The 14,197-nt window shown below is 56.2% G+C and carries 10 protein-coding genes, 1 tRNA gene and 2 pseudogenes; 7 read left to right on the top strand and 6 right to left on the bottom strand.

Translation table 11 applies throughout. The features are described 5' to 3' along the window. The first annotated feature begins 10 nt into the window (after nucleotides 1-10). The 3 genes from HY795_14640 to HY795_14630 all read left to right on the top strand — a co-directional run bounded on the left by HY795_14640 (nucleotide 11) and on the right by HY795_14630 (nucleotide 3,648). Nucleotides 11-418, top strand: a complete 408-nt coding sequence (locus HY795_14640; protein ID MBI4806464.1) for a hypothetical protein — start codon at nucleotides 11-13, stop codon at nucleotides 416-418. Nucleotides 419-1,151: 733 nt separating this feature from the next. After that, entirely contained in the window at nucleotides 1,152-3,020 is a 1,869-nt protein-coding gene (locus HY795_14635; protein MBI4806463.1) for a sensor histidine kinase, read from the top strand. After that, entirely contained in the window at nucleotides 3,013-3,648 is a 636-nt protein-coding gene (locus HY795_14630; GenBank protein ID MBI4806462.1) for a response regulator transcription factor, read from the top strand. Before HY795_14635 ends, HY795_14630 begins: the two co-directional genes overlap by 8 nt. Before the next feature lie 224 nt (nucleotides 3,649-3,872). Here HY795_14630 and HY795_14625 read toward each other — a convergent pair. Continuing rightward, nucleotides 3,873-4,092 (bottom strand): annotated as a pseudogene (locus tag HY795_14625) (transposase). Between the two features lie 306 nt (nucleotides 4,093-4,398). On the opposite strand from HY795_14625, the gene HY795_14620 reads away from it, so the two are divergent. The 4 genes and pseudogenes from HY795_14620 to HY795_14605 all read left to right on the top strand — a co-directional run bounded on the left by HY795_14620 (nucleotide 4,399) and on the right by HY795_14605 (nucleotide 6,670). Beyond that, entirely contained in the window at nucleotides 4,399-4,923 is a 525-nt protein-coding gene (locus tag HY795_14620; protein MBI4806461.1) for a hypothetical protein, read from the top strand. A 55-nt stretch (nucleotides 4,924-4,978) separates the two neighbouring features. Further along, complete coding sequence (locus tag HY795_14615; protein ID MBI4806460.1) at nucleotides 4,979-5,713, top strand: hypothetical protein; 735 nt, start codon at nucleotides 4,979-4,981, stop codon at nucleotides 5,711-5,713. After that, on the top strand, nucleotides 5,703-6,194 hold the full coding sequence (locus tag HY795_14610; protein MBI4806459.1) for a hypothetical protein: 492 nt from the start codon (nucleotides 5,703-5,705) through the stop codon (nucleotides 6,192-6,194). The genes HY795_14615 and HY795_14610 overlap by 11 nt, the downstream gene beginning before the upstream one ends. Nucleotides 6,195-6,430: 236 nt before the next feature. Continuing rightward, nucleotides 6,431-6,670 (top strand): annotated as a pseudogene (locus HY795_14605) (hypothetical protein). A gap of 257 nt (nucleotides 6,671-6,927) precedes the next feature. On the opposite strand, the gene HY795_14600 reads toward HY795_14605, so the two are convergent. From HY795_14600 to HY795_14580, 5 genes are all read right to left on the bottom strand, one after another. Beyond that, nucleotides 6,928-7,004: transfer RNA gene (locus HY795_14600), tRNA-Met, on the bottom strand. A 74-nt stretch (nucleotides 7,005-7,078) separates the two neighbouring features. Then, the gene (locus HY795_14595; GenBank protein MBI4806458.1) at nucleotides 7,079-7,576 is read right to left on the bottom strand and encodes a YchJ family protein; all 498 of its coding nucleotides are present in this window, start codon (nucleotides 7,574-7,576) and stop codon (nucleotides 7,079-7,081) included. Between the two features lie 3 nt (nucleotides 7,577-7,579). Then, the gene (locus HY795_14590) at nucleotides 7,580-9,049 is read right to left on the bottom strand and encodes a fused MFS/spermidine synthase (GenBank protein MBI4806457.1); all 1,470 of its coding nucleotides are present in this window, start codon (nucleotides 9,047-9,049) and stop codon (nucleotides 7,580-7,582) included. A gap of 40 nt (nucleotides 9,050-9,089) precedes the next feature. Next, nucleotides 9,090-9,959, bottom strand: coding sequence for a peptide chain release factor N(5)-glutamine methyltransferase (prmC, locus tag HY795_14585; GenBank protein MBI4806456.1), 870 nt, complete (start codon nucleotides 9,957-9,959; stop codon nucleotides 9,090-9,092). Nucleotides 9,960-10,007: 48 nt separating this feature from the next. After that, nucleotides 10,008-14,081 (bottom strand): response regulator, encoded by a 4,074-nt coding sequence (locus tag HY795_14580; protein MBI4806455.1) that lies wholly within the window; start codon nucleotides 14,079-14,081, stop codon nucleotides 10,008-10,010. Nucleotides 14,082-14,197: the final 116 nt, after the last annotated feature.

Genomic DNA, 14,197 nt, shown 5'->3' with positions numbered 1-14,197 from the left:
GGATGAGATTGTGCGCATCATCGAACACCAAAAACAGATCATCCCGGAGGGAGGTTTGAAGCTCGTTCAGCATCACGTCGATATGCCGCGCAAGATCGGGCAAAGCGGCATCGTCCCCCGGCAAACCAGGGAGGCTCGCCTTGGAAAGGCAACCAAGAGGATGATTGGTAATGCAGGAATGTATGGAAATAAGAAATTGACAAGGGTCCGCGTCTTCAGAGGCCACTTGATGCCACGCGAAATCCCGGCCAATGCGCTTGAGAAGCTGTTGTATGGTGGTTGTCTTGCCCTGCCCAGCCTGGGCTTCGAAGAGAAGTATCGGCTTATCGTAATTGTTGAGACGGGAAATATCGTCAACAAGGCGCTCTCTAAAGAGAAAATGCTGCGTCCTTATTTGAGGATTGTAGTGCATATTTGAAACTTCGCGCGGTGTACGCTTCAATTGCAAGTATTGTTTGTTTGGTTATCCACTGGAATTGCGGCGTTTGCTCCCTGCCCTAAGCGTTTAGACCACCCACAACGAAAGCCGCTGGCATCTGTTGGAAGGTTCATCAGCAGCATGCTCCCCGCGGGGGGGCACGGCCTCAGGGGCGGGGGGCTTGTGGCCCGGCGAACCGTGGGGCCAGCATGCGCCGGATTCCCAGCGCCGGTTTTCGATCGAGCAGTTTATCTCCTCGCATTCCATGATGATTTCGCCCTTGAAAATACCGGCTACTGCGTGGCGTGATGTGAAGCCTTGCAATGAGGCCGCCTGCCTGTTCGACGAATTGATAACGCAAAGCCTGGAGAGGCGGCTGTCAGGTATTTCCGTGATTTTTTTGTAGCGGGATTCCGCTACACGGCGGATCGATCAATAATCTTCTCTTAACACCAAGCGCATGAAATGCTTGGCGTGCGCCGGGCCGGACGGCCGCGCCGGTTTGGACTTTTGAACATTTTCAGTGCATTGCTGGGCAAACGTGCCCAGCTGGGGCCGAAGCCAGGGCTGCTCGCCTTTTGCCGTTCAGGTGAGCGCGGGCAGGGACAATACGGACGCCGGGGAGTAATGCCGGGGCATGTGCATGGATAAAAGCGTCAGAAAGGCTCGAGCCGCCCTTTTGTTGGCCATGCTCCTTTTGCTTGTCTGCGGGTGTTCCGGAAACGGCAAGACCATGCCCGTGGCCGAAAACGGCGTAATCGACCTTTCCACCTGGGATGCGGCGCGGGACGGGCCGGTGAGGCTCGACGGACAATGGCAATTCTTTTGGGGACGCCTGCTTGGCCCCGGGGATTTCACGCCCGGCGCCGTGGACTCATCCGATTTCTTGCACCTGCCCGGCACCTGGAAGGGCCATGAGTATCACGACCAGCCCCTGCCCGGCCGTGGGCAGGCCACCTTTCGCCTGCGCCTGTTGCCTGGTACCGGCGACAACCAGCTGGCCCTGCGCCTTTTCGCCATTCATGGGGCCTACCGGCTCTGGGCCGACGGAAAGCTCATCGCCTCCAGCGGTGTCATTGGCAACGACGATGCCGGGGAAATAGCGAACCGCTCCCTGGTTCTTGCCAAGCTTGAAAGCCATGCCGCGCCCATAGAATTGGTGCTACAGATATCCAACTACACTCTCCGCAGGGGCGGCGTGTTGCATCCGATAGTCTTGGGCCTCCCGGATCAATTGGAACGGGACCATATTCGGACTTGGGCGTGGTCAATGTGTTTCGTCGGCGGCATGCTCATCATGGCCATCTACCATTTCGCCCTCTTCTTTCTCAAAAAGAAAGAGATCTCTACACTCTATTTCGGCCTGGAATGCATTATATTTTCCTGCATCTTCGTCACCTTTGACTCATCAGACTGGCTTCTGGCATTCATGTTTCCACACATTGATCCAGGAACCATCGCAAGAATATGCATAGCTGCCTATGCCATCTCCGGATCTTTCATATACAGATTCTACAGATCCATGTATCCAAAGGAATTTATCATTTTATTTCAGCACATTTGCGACATTAGAAGTGTTGTGTTTGTGTTCATAGTTATCACACAGCGTCAAAGCGTCATGTACGATTCTGTTCCTTGGCTTTCTGTTGTTACATTCGCACTGAACATTGTCTATCTTGTTTCGCTCTCACTTTGCCTCTGGCGCAGGCGCGATGGTGCGCTTGTTTTATCTCTCGGTTTTATTGTGCTGTCTGCGACTTCCATTTACGACATCGCTTGGCATGTTTTCAGCCACGGCGGCATTGACATGCTCCCTCTCGGAGTGCTCGCTTTCGTCCTCTCCCAGGCCTTGGCCATGGCCCAGCGTTTTTCCAATGCCTTCACTGCCGTTGAAAAGCTCTCCACGGACCTGCGGGTGGAAATGGACGAGCGCACCCGGCTGGAACGGGAAATCGTCAATGTCAGCGAGGAGGAGCGCCGCCGTTTGAGCCACGATCTGCACGACGGCCTGTGCCAGCAGCTGACAGGCACCCGTATGCGTTGCGCGGCCCTGGCGCGCCGCCCCATCGCCGAGCCAGCCGTGGAAATGGAAGTCCAGGAAATCGCCGCGCTGCTGAAAGATTCGGTCAGCCAGGCCTACGACCTCTCCCGGGGTCTTTGGCCGGTGGAACACGCTCCTGGTGATGTCAGGGCGTCTTTGGCCGAACTGGCGCGGCAAGCGGGCCGGTCGAGCGGTATCGACATCGACTACTCGGAGAATCTGGCATGTGCGAGATGCCGCAACGAGCATCTCGTGCAGCTTTTCCGCATCGCTCAGGAGGCGGTGGCCAACGCCGTCAAACATGCCAAACCGGCCTGCATCGACATCGCTCTTCACTGCGGCCCGGACAGACGCCTTGTCCTCACCGTGCGTGACGACGGCATCGGCCGCCAGGCCGCGTCTGTGCCCCAGGGGGGACTCGGTTTGCGGATCATGGCGTACCGGGCGAGCATGATCCAGGCGGAGCTTACCATAGACGACGTCGCCGGGGGCGGGACCTTGGTGTCCTGTTCCCTTGTGTGCGCGCCGGACAGAACCCCACGGGAGGACGGCGATGGATAAGGCTGCGTCATCTGGACTTCGCGTCTTTCTGGTCGACGATCATCCGGTCATGCGAAACGGCCTGTCGCTGCTGCTGACGCAAAGCGGCTACGCCGTGTGCGGCGTGGCAGGCAGCCGGTCGGAACTTCTGACCCGCATAGACGCGGCCGGGGCCGCCGTTGCCCTGGTGGACCTCTCCCTGGCCCAGGAGTCCGGGCTGGACATGATAGGCGACTTGACCGCCCGGGGCGTCCCGACGCTCATCTACTCCATGCACGAGGACAGCAAATCCATCGAACAGGCCTTTAGCCACGGGGCCATGGGCTACGTCACCAAGCGCGAGGTCGAGGATGTTCTGCTGGGCGCCATCCAAGCGGTGGCCGAGGGGCGGCGTTACGCCAGTCCGGAGGTCATGCGCAGCCTGGCCGACCGGGTTCTTTCGCCAGGTGACAGCGGGGAGGCGGCCTTGAGCCAGCGCGAGAGGCAGATACTGGACAGGCTCGGGCGCGGCGATACCTGCGCCGAGATGAGTAAGGCCCTAAACATCAGCTCCCACACCGTGGAAACCTATTACGGCCGGCTGGTACGCAAGTTGGGCCTTTCCAGCATGAAGGAGCTGCGCCAGTTCGCCATCCGGCGGCAGGGCTGACTTGCCGGGTTCCTCTCCCACCTTTTTATGACCCGGGCTCAAGGTGATCCTGGTATTGATAAAGCGTATCGCGTCTTATCCTGATCAGCTTGGTTCCTCGCCCGGCTCGGCCATGCCCGTCCATGCTATCGCGTAATTTCGCTACACGAATTTCACGAAAATACCTGACAACCGACCTTGGCGTTTTTGCCTTATTCTTACCCCAAATACTGGAGTTGCCCCTGCTAAATCGGACACCCTGCGGTTGCTGACGAGCGGATGAACTCCCAGGGAGATTTCATCCGCAGACCATTGCGGGGATGCCTCTCGTTGTAGTCCTCGAACCAGTTGGGAAGCTGAGCCAGGACTGGCCGCATCAGGGCGTTCGTGCACGCGCACGTAATCCCGCTTGAAGGTGTTTACTAAGGCCTCGGCCATTCCGTTGCTTTCCGGGCTGCGCACTGGCTATAGCGTGCAATTATTTCACTGAGTCTTTAGCCAGATCAACCGACGATGCACTCAAATTCTATCAGGACCAGGAGCTAGGCAAGCAGCTTAAGGATTTTATAAAACTTGCCGGGGGCAACAAGTCTCAAAAGACATGGGCAAATCTTAGGTTGGTTTCGTAGTCATGCTTGGAGCCTGGGTTATCCTAGCTCTAGGCGTGTTTCCACGGGTATTGCGATTACTTTTGACATCATGCAAAAGAAGGTAGGGTTACGAGTAGGTGGGTCAGATTCACCTTAATTGTTTGTCTGGGAGTTTGTTTCAATGGATCAGGTCAAAGATTCAAACGCCTCTGTTGAGATCACTCCTGGTTTGAACCCTAGAACGGAATCAACAAGCAGGCCTCCCGTTAAACCCACAAATGACCTTTCTTTTGATTTGTCTGATCGTGCGGAGAGAATCAGAAGAAACTTGCTTGTCTTTTCATCCATAGGAATATTTTTTTCGAATTTTAACATAGTCATACAAAATATTAATTATTATGGTGTAACATTTCAAAATTTAAATAATACTATATTGTATTCTGCAATACTGGCATTAACATTATACGAGTTTATAAATTATATCACAACTTACTTTTATGAAAGATATAATGATATACGAAAGCAATTAATATCATTGGCTGATGAGAAATTGTATTCGCAACACAGTACAGCAGTAAATGAAGAGTTGAAGAGCTTAAGGAACAAGTCAAAGTACATATTTAGTTTTAAAACAATAGGACTTGACTTTATTGTTCCTGTTGGCGCTGGTGCTGTTTGTATTTATATTTGTCTTTCAAAAGTATGATTTATTTTCTTTAAGTGTAATTAGGAGAAATTTCGTTTAGAATCTGGAGCAATTAATGCCAGCAGATGTACAACAGCACTTTGAAATCATCATGACACATCTAACGAATATTGATTACTTGTCGTGGATGAAAGTCATTGTTGGGCCATTGGCTGGTGCATTTATTGGCGCATACTCTGCTTTCAGATGGACAATAAGAAAAGAAGAGTTGAAGACTGTTGGTGATAATAAAGCGAGTGGCGACTTCGTTATCTTCACCATCATTCAACAGTATTCATTGCTGAAATCTATCAAAAAAGAACTTGATGGGGTAAGAGACAAGCAATACAAATACTTACAAATGGATATTTTAAACATGGTTGACTATTCAAACGTAGTGATTGACTATAAAACGCTATCGTTCTTAATAAACACAGAGAATCATATAGTAATGGGAAGGCTTTCAGGGTTAGAGAAAAGTTTTCATTTATTCATCAATAATATTAAAGAGTTTAATGCTATCAACTTACAATTGCAAAAGCTAGCGATACAAATTAAGGATAAAGTTTGGTATGATAGGACATTAGATGAAATTGATAAAATGTTGCCTAAAAATATTGTAGCACAGGCAAGCTCTTTGGTTGATGAAATATATGAAATGGAAGGAAAATTATTGAAAAATATTCCATCAGTAGCTGTTGAGTTTCATGAAATCTTAAAAAAGAAATATCCAGATCACCAATTCATACCTCTTCCAACGTATTTTACAAAGCCAATCACCACACAAGAGGTTAACAGTGATGAACACTAAATCTATTCGTTTCTTGTTGTTCATACTGCTAGTATTGGCTGGTAATGCTGTAGCTAGCGAGCCTGACGGGTTTAGGGGTCTTAAGTGGGGTTCACCTATACCTTCTCATTTTATAAAAATAATCCCCGCGCAAAATAATCATTGGTATAGAAACCCAAACGAGAAAATGTACATCAATGGCGTTATCATTAAAGATGTCACATATCAGTATTATAAAAATAGATTACTCACGATCGCGGTAGAAGGTTATCCCGACGACAAGGGTAAACTCTTGGCAGAGATTGGTAAACAGTATGGAAAATATTCTGAGAAGTATAATGACGATGATGAGGATGTGTATAATTGGTATTTCCCGACTGTAAATATTACATATAGACCAAAGACTAAACTAAGAAATTCAGCGAAACTATTCTCGGAGCTTATTATTACTTACAGACCTTTACTCAAAGAACACCAAAAAGAGTTTCCGTCTGGCTTCTAGTGACACATAATAATCTTAACTGGTAGTCATATTTTATAGCCCTTGCTTTCTTAGACAATTTGAATGTCGCAATACCGGCGTAATTGTACTCATTAAACGGTGTAATTGCTCCAGAAACTTTTGAGAAAATGGAGTACGGTTCTCTTTTGATACAGTATTGATATATTACTTGTAAGTCATTACTATTCATGGTGCAATAGTATCTTTCATATTGTTATTTTGTTTGAAGCAGTTACCTGGATTACCGTGAAATCAAAAGCCGTTTGAATCGTAGAAACTCCGGCGAGGTCCGCCACTTCGGGGATCGGGAATACTCCAAGGAAGACCTTGTAGCCGAGATGGGCGCGGCCTTACTTTGTGGATGCGCCGGGATTTAGCGCGAAACCTTGGAAAATTGCGCCGCGTATATTTCAGGATGGACCAAGGCTTTTAAGGGCGATTCCAAGCTTGCCGTCCAGGCAGCATCCCAGGCCTAGCGGGCAGCGGGCAGCGGGCAGCGGATTTCATCCTTGGCGTGCAATAGAGCAAGACCACCGGGCAGAGTAAAGAAGATCAAGGACGAATCACAGGAAAGGCCGGGTTTATCGGCCTTTTTCTTTGGATTTCTTTGAAAGTTGGAAATCTGGGGACGGCTTGCGCTGTCGTTTGTACCAGATATGTACCACTAGAGTTATTTTACTAGATTTAATGGAAAAGGGCCCTACGGATATTCTCCGTAAGGCCCTGATTTCCTTGGTTGCGGGGGTGGGATTTGAACCCACGGTCTTCGGGTTATGAGCCCGATGAGCTACCGGTCTGCTCCACCCCGCGTCGTTGGGAAAGTGGTGATTACGCTCGAGGGGTCATGCTGTCAACAGCTATTTGAAAAAAGCGGAGAATATCTCTCAGCCGCAGCACTTTTTAAACTTTTTCCCGCTGCCGCAGGGGCAGGGATCATTGCGCCCCACCTTGGGTCCGGAGGCGACCACAGGCTCCTGGGTGGACTTCACCTTGCCGTCCAGGTAGCGCCATTCCCCGCCCTTCTTGCGAAAGCGCGCCCTCTCTCGCATCTGCTGCTCCTCGCCGTCCATCTCGAAGCGGGCCACGAACTCCACCTCGCCCTCTTCATCCCCTTCCTGTCCGGCCTTGGTGGAAAGAACCGTCAGTCCCTTCCAGGTGGCCTTCTCGGACCATTCCTTGGCTCCGGGTTCGTCGAAGGTAGCGTGCCAGCGCGGGTCCAGGGAGCGCTTCAGATGGGCCATGTCGCCCAGGGCATAGGCCGAGTAGCGCGAGCGCATGAGGGCCTCGGCCGTGGGGGCCAGGCTCTTTCCGGAAACGATGGGGCCGCAGCATTCCGACAGGGAGCGTTCGGAGCCGCAGGGGCAGGGGTCTTTGTCATTCATTGGTCACCAACCGGTTAGATAGCGTTCAACAGGGGCGAAATCGTCCGTCAGTACCAGGGCCCCGGCCAGGTCGGGGGCCGGTATGCGCCTGTCCAGTTTCGTCTGCATGGATTCATCCGGGCTGGTCCACTGCCTGGGCGCGGAGGACTTGAAACAGACAAGCAGGATGTTCTGCAAATCGGTTTCGGCGCTCGATCCCCAGGCCCGCACGGCGTGGACCTGCGGGAACACGGACGCGTAGGTGGCGAAGAAGGATTTGTAAAGCCTGGATTTCGGCCCTTCAAGAGCGGCGATGGTGTTCACGATGAGCACGCCGTCGTCTTTCAGGGCGTCCGCGATCTTCCTGACGGTCTCCACCGTGGCCAGATGAAAGGGAATGGAGGCCGCCGAATTGAACACGTCCTCCACGATCACGTCGTAGCGGCTCGAATTGGCGTTCAAAAACGTCCGGGCGTCTTCATGAATGATGCGCTGGCGCGCGTCGTCCGGCAGGAAGAAATGGGCTTTGGCCAGGGCGGTGATGCCGGGGTCGATCTCCACCACGTCGAGCGTGGCCGACGGATGTTTTGAAAGCACATACTTTGGAAAGGCGTACGCGCCGCCGCCAAGCACCAGCACCCGGCGCATGTCCGGAGAAAAATGGGAGGCCATGGGCAGGTAGCGGGTGTAGTTTAAGGCCAGGGCATTGGGCTCGTCCGGATAGACGCCCCCCTGCACGCCCTCGGGCCCAGTGCTCAAGGCCCGCATGGCCCGGCCGGAGGTAAAATCGCGCGAGGGATAGACCAGCACCCTCTGGTAAGGGGTGTCCACATCGATGACGCCGGAAGCGGCCAGGGAACGCGCGTCCGCCGCCGCCACCAGGTACAAGGCCACGAACACCCCGGCCAGGGCGGCCTTGAGGGGCCATTTGCCCACGTGGCACAGAATGGAGGCCAGAGCCAGCACCGAGGCCATGAGAAAAAGGATCATGGCGCTGCCGAAGAAGGCTATCAGGAAGAACCCCCCGGCAAAGGTGCCCACGATGCTGCCCACCGTGGACAGGGCGTAGAGCCTGCCCACCGTACTGCCAGCCCGGGAGCAGTCCGTCATGCGGATTCTGGCCGCGAAAGGCGACACCATGCCCAGAAGCGTGGCCGGAGGGGCGAACAGCAGCACCACGGCCTGAACGGAGCTGAAATGAAGGCCGCTGCCGGACGCCTGGATCATCTCCACCACGAATGAACGGGAAAAGCCGATCAGGCCGGTGAACACGGCGGCCAGGAGAATGACCAGAGACAGGGCTTTTGGCGAAGGATGCCTGTCCGCCAGGCGCCCGCCCCACCAGTACCCCAGGGACAGGGCCGCCAGGATGACGCCGATGACGCTGGTCCAGACCACGGTGGATGTTCCGAGAAAGGGGGCCAGCACCCGCGTGGCAGCCAGTTCGACCACCATGACCACGGCGCCGCACAAAAAGACCACGAGTTCCAGCATGCTCCCACCTTGGCCTGGAATTGGCAAAGAGGTTAGTTTCCTACTCCGGCTTTTTCCCAAGCACAATCCGGTCATGTCCGGCCAGATCAGGCAGGACGGCTGCGGCTTCGAAACCGAAATCCGCGGATTCCAGAAAACCCTTCACCGCTTCGCCCTGCTTCCAGCCGATTTCAAGAATGAGCACTCCGCCCGGAGCGAGGGTTCTCCAGGCGACCTCCACAATGCCGGGATAGGCCTCCAGGCCCGTGGTTCCGGGGACCAAGGCCGAGACGGGCTCGTGCGCAGCCACCTCGGGCGAGAGTTCGCCGTATTCGCCTTCGCTCACGTAGGGAGGGTTGGACACGATGAGTCCGTAGCCCCCTGACTTTGCCGGCAGGCCGGAGAAGGAGGCCTCCACGAATTCCAATCTGTCCCGGACTCCATGACGAACGGCGTTGCGCTCGGCCACGGCCAGGGCGCCTTTGCTCACGTCCAGGGCCACCCCGCGCGACGTGGGCAAATGCGTGGCCAAGGTCACGGCCAGACAACCGGAGCCGGTTCCCAGGTCCGCGAAGGCCAGATCGCTCTCCCCCGGAATGCGGCGCAGGGCCTCCTCGACTATCATCTCGGTCTCCGGTCTGGGGATGAGAACGTCGGGCGTCACCTCGAAGGCGAGGCTGAAGAACTCCCGTTCGCCGGTAATGTAGGCCACGGGTTCTCCAGCCCCCCGCCTGGCCACCAGCGGACGCAGGAGGTCCAGCTCCGTAGGTCGTAGCGGGCGGTCCATGTTGAGAAAGAGTCCCACGCGGTCAAGGCCAAGCCCCGTGGCCAGGAGCACCTGGGCCGAGAGGCGCGGGGAGTCGACTTGCTTGTCGCGCAGATAGGTTTCAGTCTTGAGGAGAATATCCCGGACAGTGGGCTGTTTGGTCATGCCTGGGCGGGTTCATACCTTTGGGGCGCAAGTATTCCAAGCCCTTTCTCAGGCCTTGGCCCCTCTTTCGCGGCCGAGCATCTTCCGAAGCGTTGCGAACAGGACCTCCGGCATGACGGGTTTGGTGAGGTAGCCGTCCATGCCCGCTTCCAGGCAGCGCTCCTTGTCGCCGGACATTGCGTGCGCGGTAAGGGCCAGGAGAATCATGCGCCCGGGCAATGGAAGCGCGCGTATGGCCCTGGACAGCTCGTAGCCGTCCATCTCCGGCATCTGGACATCCAATAGGGCGGCATCGAAGGCATCCTCTGAAAGAACCTCCAGGGCCTCCTTGCCCCCGGCGACTGCCCGGGTGTCCACCCCCGCCATCTTGAGCAGTTCCGCGGTGAGTTCCCTGTTCAAGGCATTGTCGTCCACCACCAGAACCCGCAGGCCTTCCAGCCCGGAGGCTTGGCCACGGCTGGCCACAGGCTGAACCGCTTCGGACGTATCCAGTTCGAACCGGGCCGTGAACGTGAAGGTGCTTCCCTGGCCTGGCGAGCTCTGAACAGCGACATCCCCGCCCATCAGGTCCACGAGTTTGCGCACGATCGACAGGCCAAGGCCGGTGCCCTCGAACTTCCGGGACATGGAGGCGTCCGCCTGAACAAAGGGACTGAACACGCGTTCGATCTGCTCCTCGTTCATGCCGATGCCGCTGTCCGTAACGGTGAAGGAGAGCGTAGCCTTCCCGGGCTCTGTTTCAGCGCCGCCCACGGATACGTTCACCCCGCCCTGGCTGGTGAATTTCACGGCATTGCCCACCAGGTTGATGAGAATCTGCTCGAGCCTCAAGCTGTCTCCGCTCAGATACAAGGGAACACCGTCCTGGATGTCCACTGAAAACTCGATCCCCTTTTCCTTGGCCTTGGTCGCGTAGATATCCGAAATCCTGTCCAGAACGGACCCAAGCGAGAAGGGGGCGGAAAACAACTCCATCTTTCCGGCTTCGATCTTGGAGAGGTCCAGCAGATCGTTTATTATTCCGAGGAGTACGTGGCTGGCCGAAGCCACCTTTTCCAGGTGGCCGCGCAGGGTCGGCGGCGGGTCCTGATGCAGGGCCAGCTCCGTGAGCCCGAGTATGGCGTTCATGGGCGAGCGGATCTCGTGGCTGATGTTGGCCAGAAAATCGCTTTTGGCCTGGTTGGCCGCCTCTGCCCGTTCACGGGCCTCGACCATGCTCATCTCCAGCGCCTTGCGCTCCGATATGTCAAGCACCAGCCACAGCACGCACGGCTCGTTGAACACTTCGATGAGGGCGGCGGAGGAAAGCACGTGAACCAGTTCCCCGGAGCGGTTCACCAGCTCCATCTCCCGGTTCAGCACCACCCGCCGCTCCAAAACCTCTTCGAGCAGCTCCCTTCGCTTCTCCATGTCGTACCACAACCCGAGCTCGGCCGACGTGCGGCCCAGGACATGCTCCACCGTGTAGCCAGTCAGCGAGCAGAAGGCCTCGTTCACCTGGATGATGCCTTCGTCACGGACCGAGATGATGCCCACGGCAACTGGGCTGTAGAGAAAGATGGTCCTGAAGCTTTGCTGGCTCTGCCTGAGTTCCGCCTCGGCCTTGACGCGCTCCTCAATCTCGATGCGAAGCGAGGCCGTCTGGCTGGCCACGGTCTCTTCCAACTGCCTGCGCCGGGTCTTCAGGGCGCTCAGACGGAAGGAATAGAACGCGTACGCGGCGCCCGCGCAGGCAAGCACCAGCGCCGTCTTGAACCACAAGGTCTTCCAGTAGGGCGGGACGACCTCCATGGAAATCGCCAGCGGCGTTTTGCACCAGTGGCCCTCGTTGTTGCTGCCTTTGGCCAGGAAGCGGTAATTGCCCGGATCGAGGTTCGTGTAGGTCGCCCTGCGTGAAGAACCTATCTCCACCCACTCGGCGTCAAACCCTTCCAGCTTGTACGCATATTGGTTCCTTGCCGGATTGGTGAAATCCATGGCCGCGAATTCGATGGTCATGCTCTGGTCGCTGGGACTCAGCACCACCTTGCCGCCGCTGCCCGCGGAAGACAGAGGCCTAACATGGTTGTTTACGCGAAACTCCGTGACCGCCAGGGACGGGGCGTGGAGGTTGTCCCGCACATCCGCCGGAAAGAACGCGTTCAGTCCCGAGAAGCCCCCAAAGAAGAGTTCGCCGTTGTGCCCCTTGTGGAAGGCGTTCATGTAGAACTCCACCCCGACCAGCCCGTCGCGCCGAGAATAGTTCCTCACTTCCCCGGTTGCCGGGTTAAGCCGCGATATGCCCTTGAAGGTGCTCATCCACAGCCTGCCCTGTCCGTCCATGGCCATGCCCTGGATGCCGTCGTCAGCCAGGCCGTCCCGCTCCATGTAACGCTTGAACCTGCCCGTGGACGGATCGAAACGGTTCAGTCCCTGGTCCGTCCCAACCCAGAGCACGCCGGTAGCGTCTTCCACGATGGGCGTGACCCGATCATTCGAGAGACTGTCAGGATTTTTCGGGTCGTTTTTCCAGCTGGTGAACGTGCCGTTCCATGGGAGAAAACGGTTCAACCCGGCATTGGTACCCATCCACAGGGAGCCGTCCCGGGACTGGGTGATGAAGCGGACCCTGTCGTGGCTTATGCTCGCCGGGTCCTTGGGATCGTTGACATAGCGGGTGGCGCGCCCGGTCCGGGGGTCGATCCGGTTGAGCCCGCCCTTGCTGGTTCCGGCCCAGACGATTCCGGCCTGGTCCTCAAAGAGCCACCAGATTTTATCCTGGCTGATGCTTTGGGGGTCATCAGGCCTGTGCCGGTAGTGGGTGAATTTCCCTGTGGATCGTTCCAGGACGCTGATGCCCTGCTCCACAGTGCCAACCCATATGCGCCCCCTGGAATCCTCCATGACGCAATTGACCTGATCGTCGGCCAGGCTGGCCGGGTCGCCCCCGTCATGCCGGAAACGCTCCACGACCTTTCGGGTCCGGTCCATCCTGGCCAGGCCGTTGTAGCGAAGCCCAACCCAGAGGTCGCCGTCTTTTCCAAGAAAGACCGAGCTCACTTCCTTTCCAGGCAGTGAGGAAGGATTGCCCGGTATCCGGCGGTAGGAGGCGAACCAGCGCGAACCCGGGACAAGCTTGTTCAGCCCTCCTGAATAGGTGCCCGCCCAGAGGATGCCGGATGAGTCCTCCAGAAGAGACATCACATCGTCCTGGCTTATGGAGTCAGGGTCGTAGGGGTCGTGCCCGAAAAGCTCGAACCGTCTTTGGGACCCGTCCTCCACCAGGCGGCCGACCCCTTTCAAGGTGGCCGCCCAAAGCGTGCCCAAGTGGTCGCGTACCAGTTTGAATACGCCTATCGATTCCAGGTGGGTTTCAAAGGTCCCGGTCGACACGTCGAGCCTGAAAAGCCCGACCACGTCGCTGACGATCCACAAGACAGTGCCGCTTTCAAAATACAGCTGATTGATTTGGGCGGTGGCCAGGCTTTTGGAAAGCGCATCGCTCATGGCGGGCTTGAGCGCTCCCGCGGAGCCGTCCAGCATGAACAGGGACTTGCGCGAAGCTGCCCATATTCTCCCGCTGTTATCCTGGGCAATGGACACGATTTCCCCACTGCCCTTGGGCGCCCCCTCCTGGGCGATCAGCCGGAACGTTCCGGTATTCCTGTCCAGTTCAGCCAAACCGCCCGCGGTACCCACACGGATCACGCCTGAACGGTCCTGATGGATCGCGTGCACTTCGTTGGCCGGGATGCTCGCCGGGTTGGCCTTGTCGTGCAGATAGTTGACGAAAGAATCGAGCGCCTTGTCGTACCGGGAAAGGCCGCCGTTTCGCGTCCCCACCCACAGGGTGCCCGTGTCGTCCACGGCCAGGGAACGAATATTCGCGTCCGCCAGGGAACCAGACTTCCCCTGATCCGACCCGAACGTTTTGAACGAGTACCCGTCATACCTGTTGAGCCCGGCATAGGACCCTATCCAGAGAAACCCCTCATGATCCTGGGCCAGGCAGACTGCCGAGGACTGCGACAGACCGTCCTCAACGTCAAAGTGCTGGAAGCGGGGGATAAAGCGGGATTCGGGCGAGCTCTGCTCCGCCATGGCGGGAAGACAGGCCAAGGCAAGAAACAACGACAGGAACAAAAAACCTTCCGGCAGCCGAGTAAGAACGCGGGCAAAGCGTGCGGCACGTTGAAGAGACGGCAAGGCACTCCCCGGGGGTGGAATGTTGCTTGATGAGGAGAAAAGCTATTGCATGG

This window comes from Desulfovibrio sp. (genome assembly GCA_016208105.1).
Taxonomy (GTDB): domain Bacteria; phylum Desulfobacterota; class Desulfovibrionia; order Desulfovibrionales; family Desulfovibrionaceae; genus Fundidesulfovibrio.
Note: the sequence above shows the minus strand (reverse complement) of the source record. Positions and strands in the feature narration are given on the sequence as shown.

Excerpts from the sequence above, each read along its gene's own strand:
- HY795_14635 (MBI4806463.1), top strand. The coding sequence starts at position 1,152 with ATGCCCGTGGCCGAAAACGGCGTAATCGACCTTTCCACCTGGGATGCG.
- HY795_14630 (MBI4806462.1), top strand. The coding sequence starts at position 3,013 with ATGGATAAGGCTGCGTCATCTGGACTTCGCGTCTTTCTGGTCGACGAT.
- HY795_14620 (MBI4806461.1), top strand. The coding sequence starts at position 4,399 with ATGGATCAGGTCAAAGATTCAAACGCCTCTGTTGAGATCACTCCTGGT.
- HY795_14615 (MBI4806460.1), top strand. The coding sequence starts at position 4,979 with ATGCCAGCAGATGTACAACAGCACTTTGAAATCATCATGACACATCTA.
- HY795_14610 (MBI4806459.1), top strand. The coding sequence starts at position 5,703 with ATGAACACTAAATCTATTCGTTTCTTGTTGTTCATACTGCTAGTATTG.
- HY795_14595 (MBI4806458.1), bottom strand. The coding sequence starts at position 7,576 with ATGAATGACAAAGACCCCTGCCCCTGCGGCTCCGAACGCTCCCTGTCG.
- HY795_14590 (MBI4806457.1), bottom strand. The coding sequence starts at position 9,049 with ATGCTGGAACTCGTGGTCTTTTTGTGCGGCGCCGTGGTCATGGTGGTC.
- prmC (MBI4806456.1), bottom strand. The coding sequence starts at position 9,959 with ATGACCAAACAGCCCACTGTCCGGGATATTCTCCTCAAGACTGAAACC.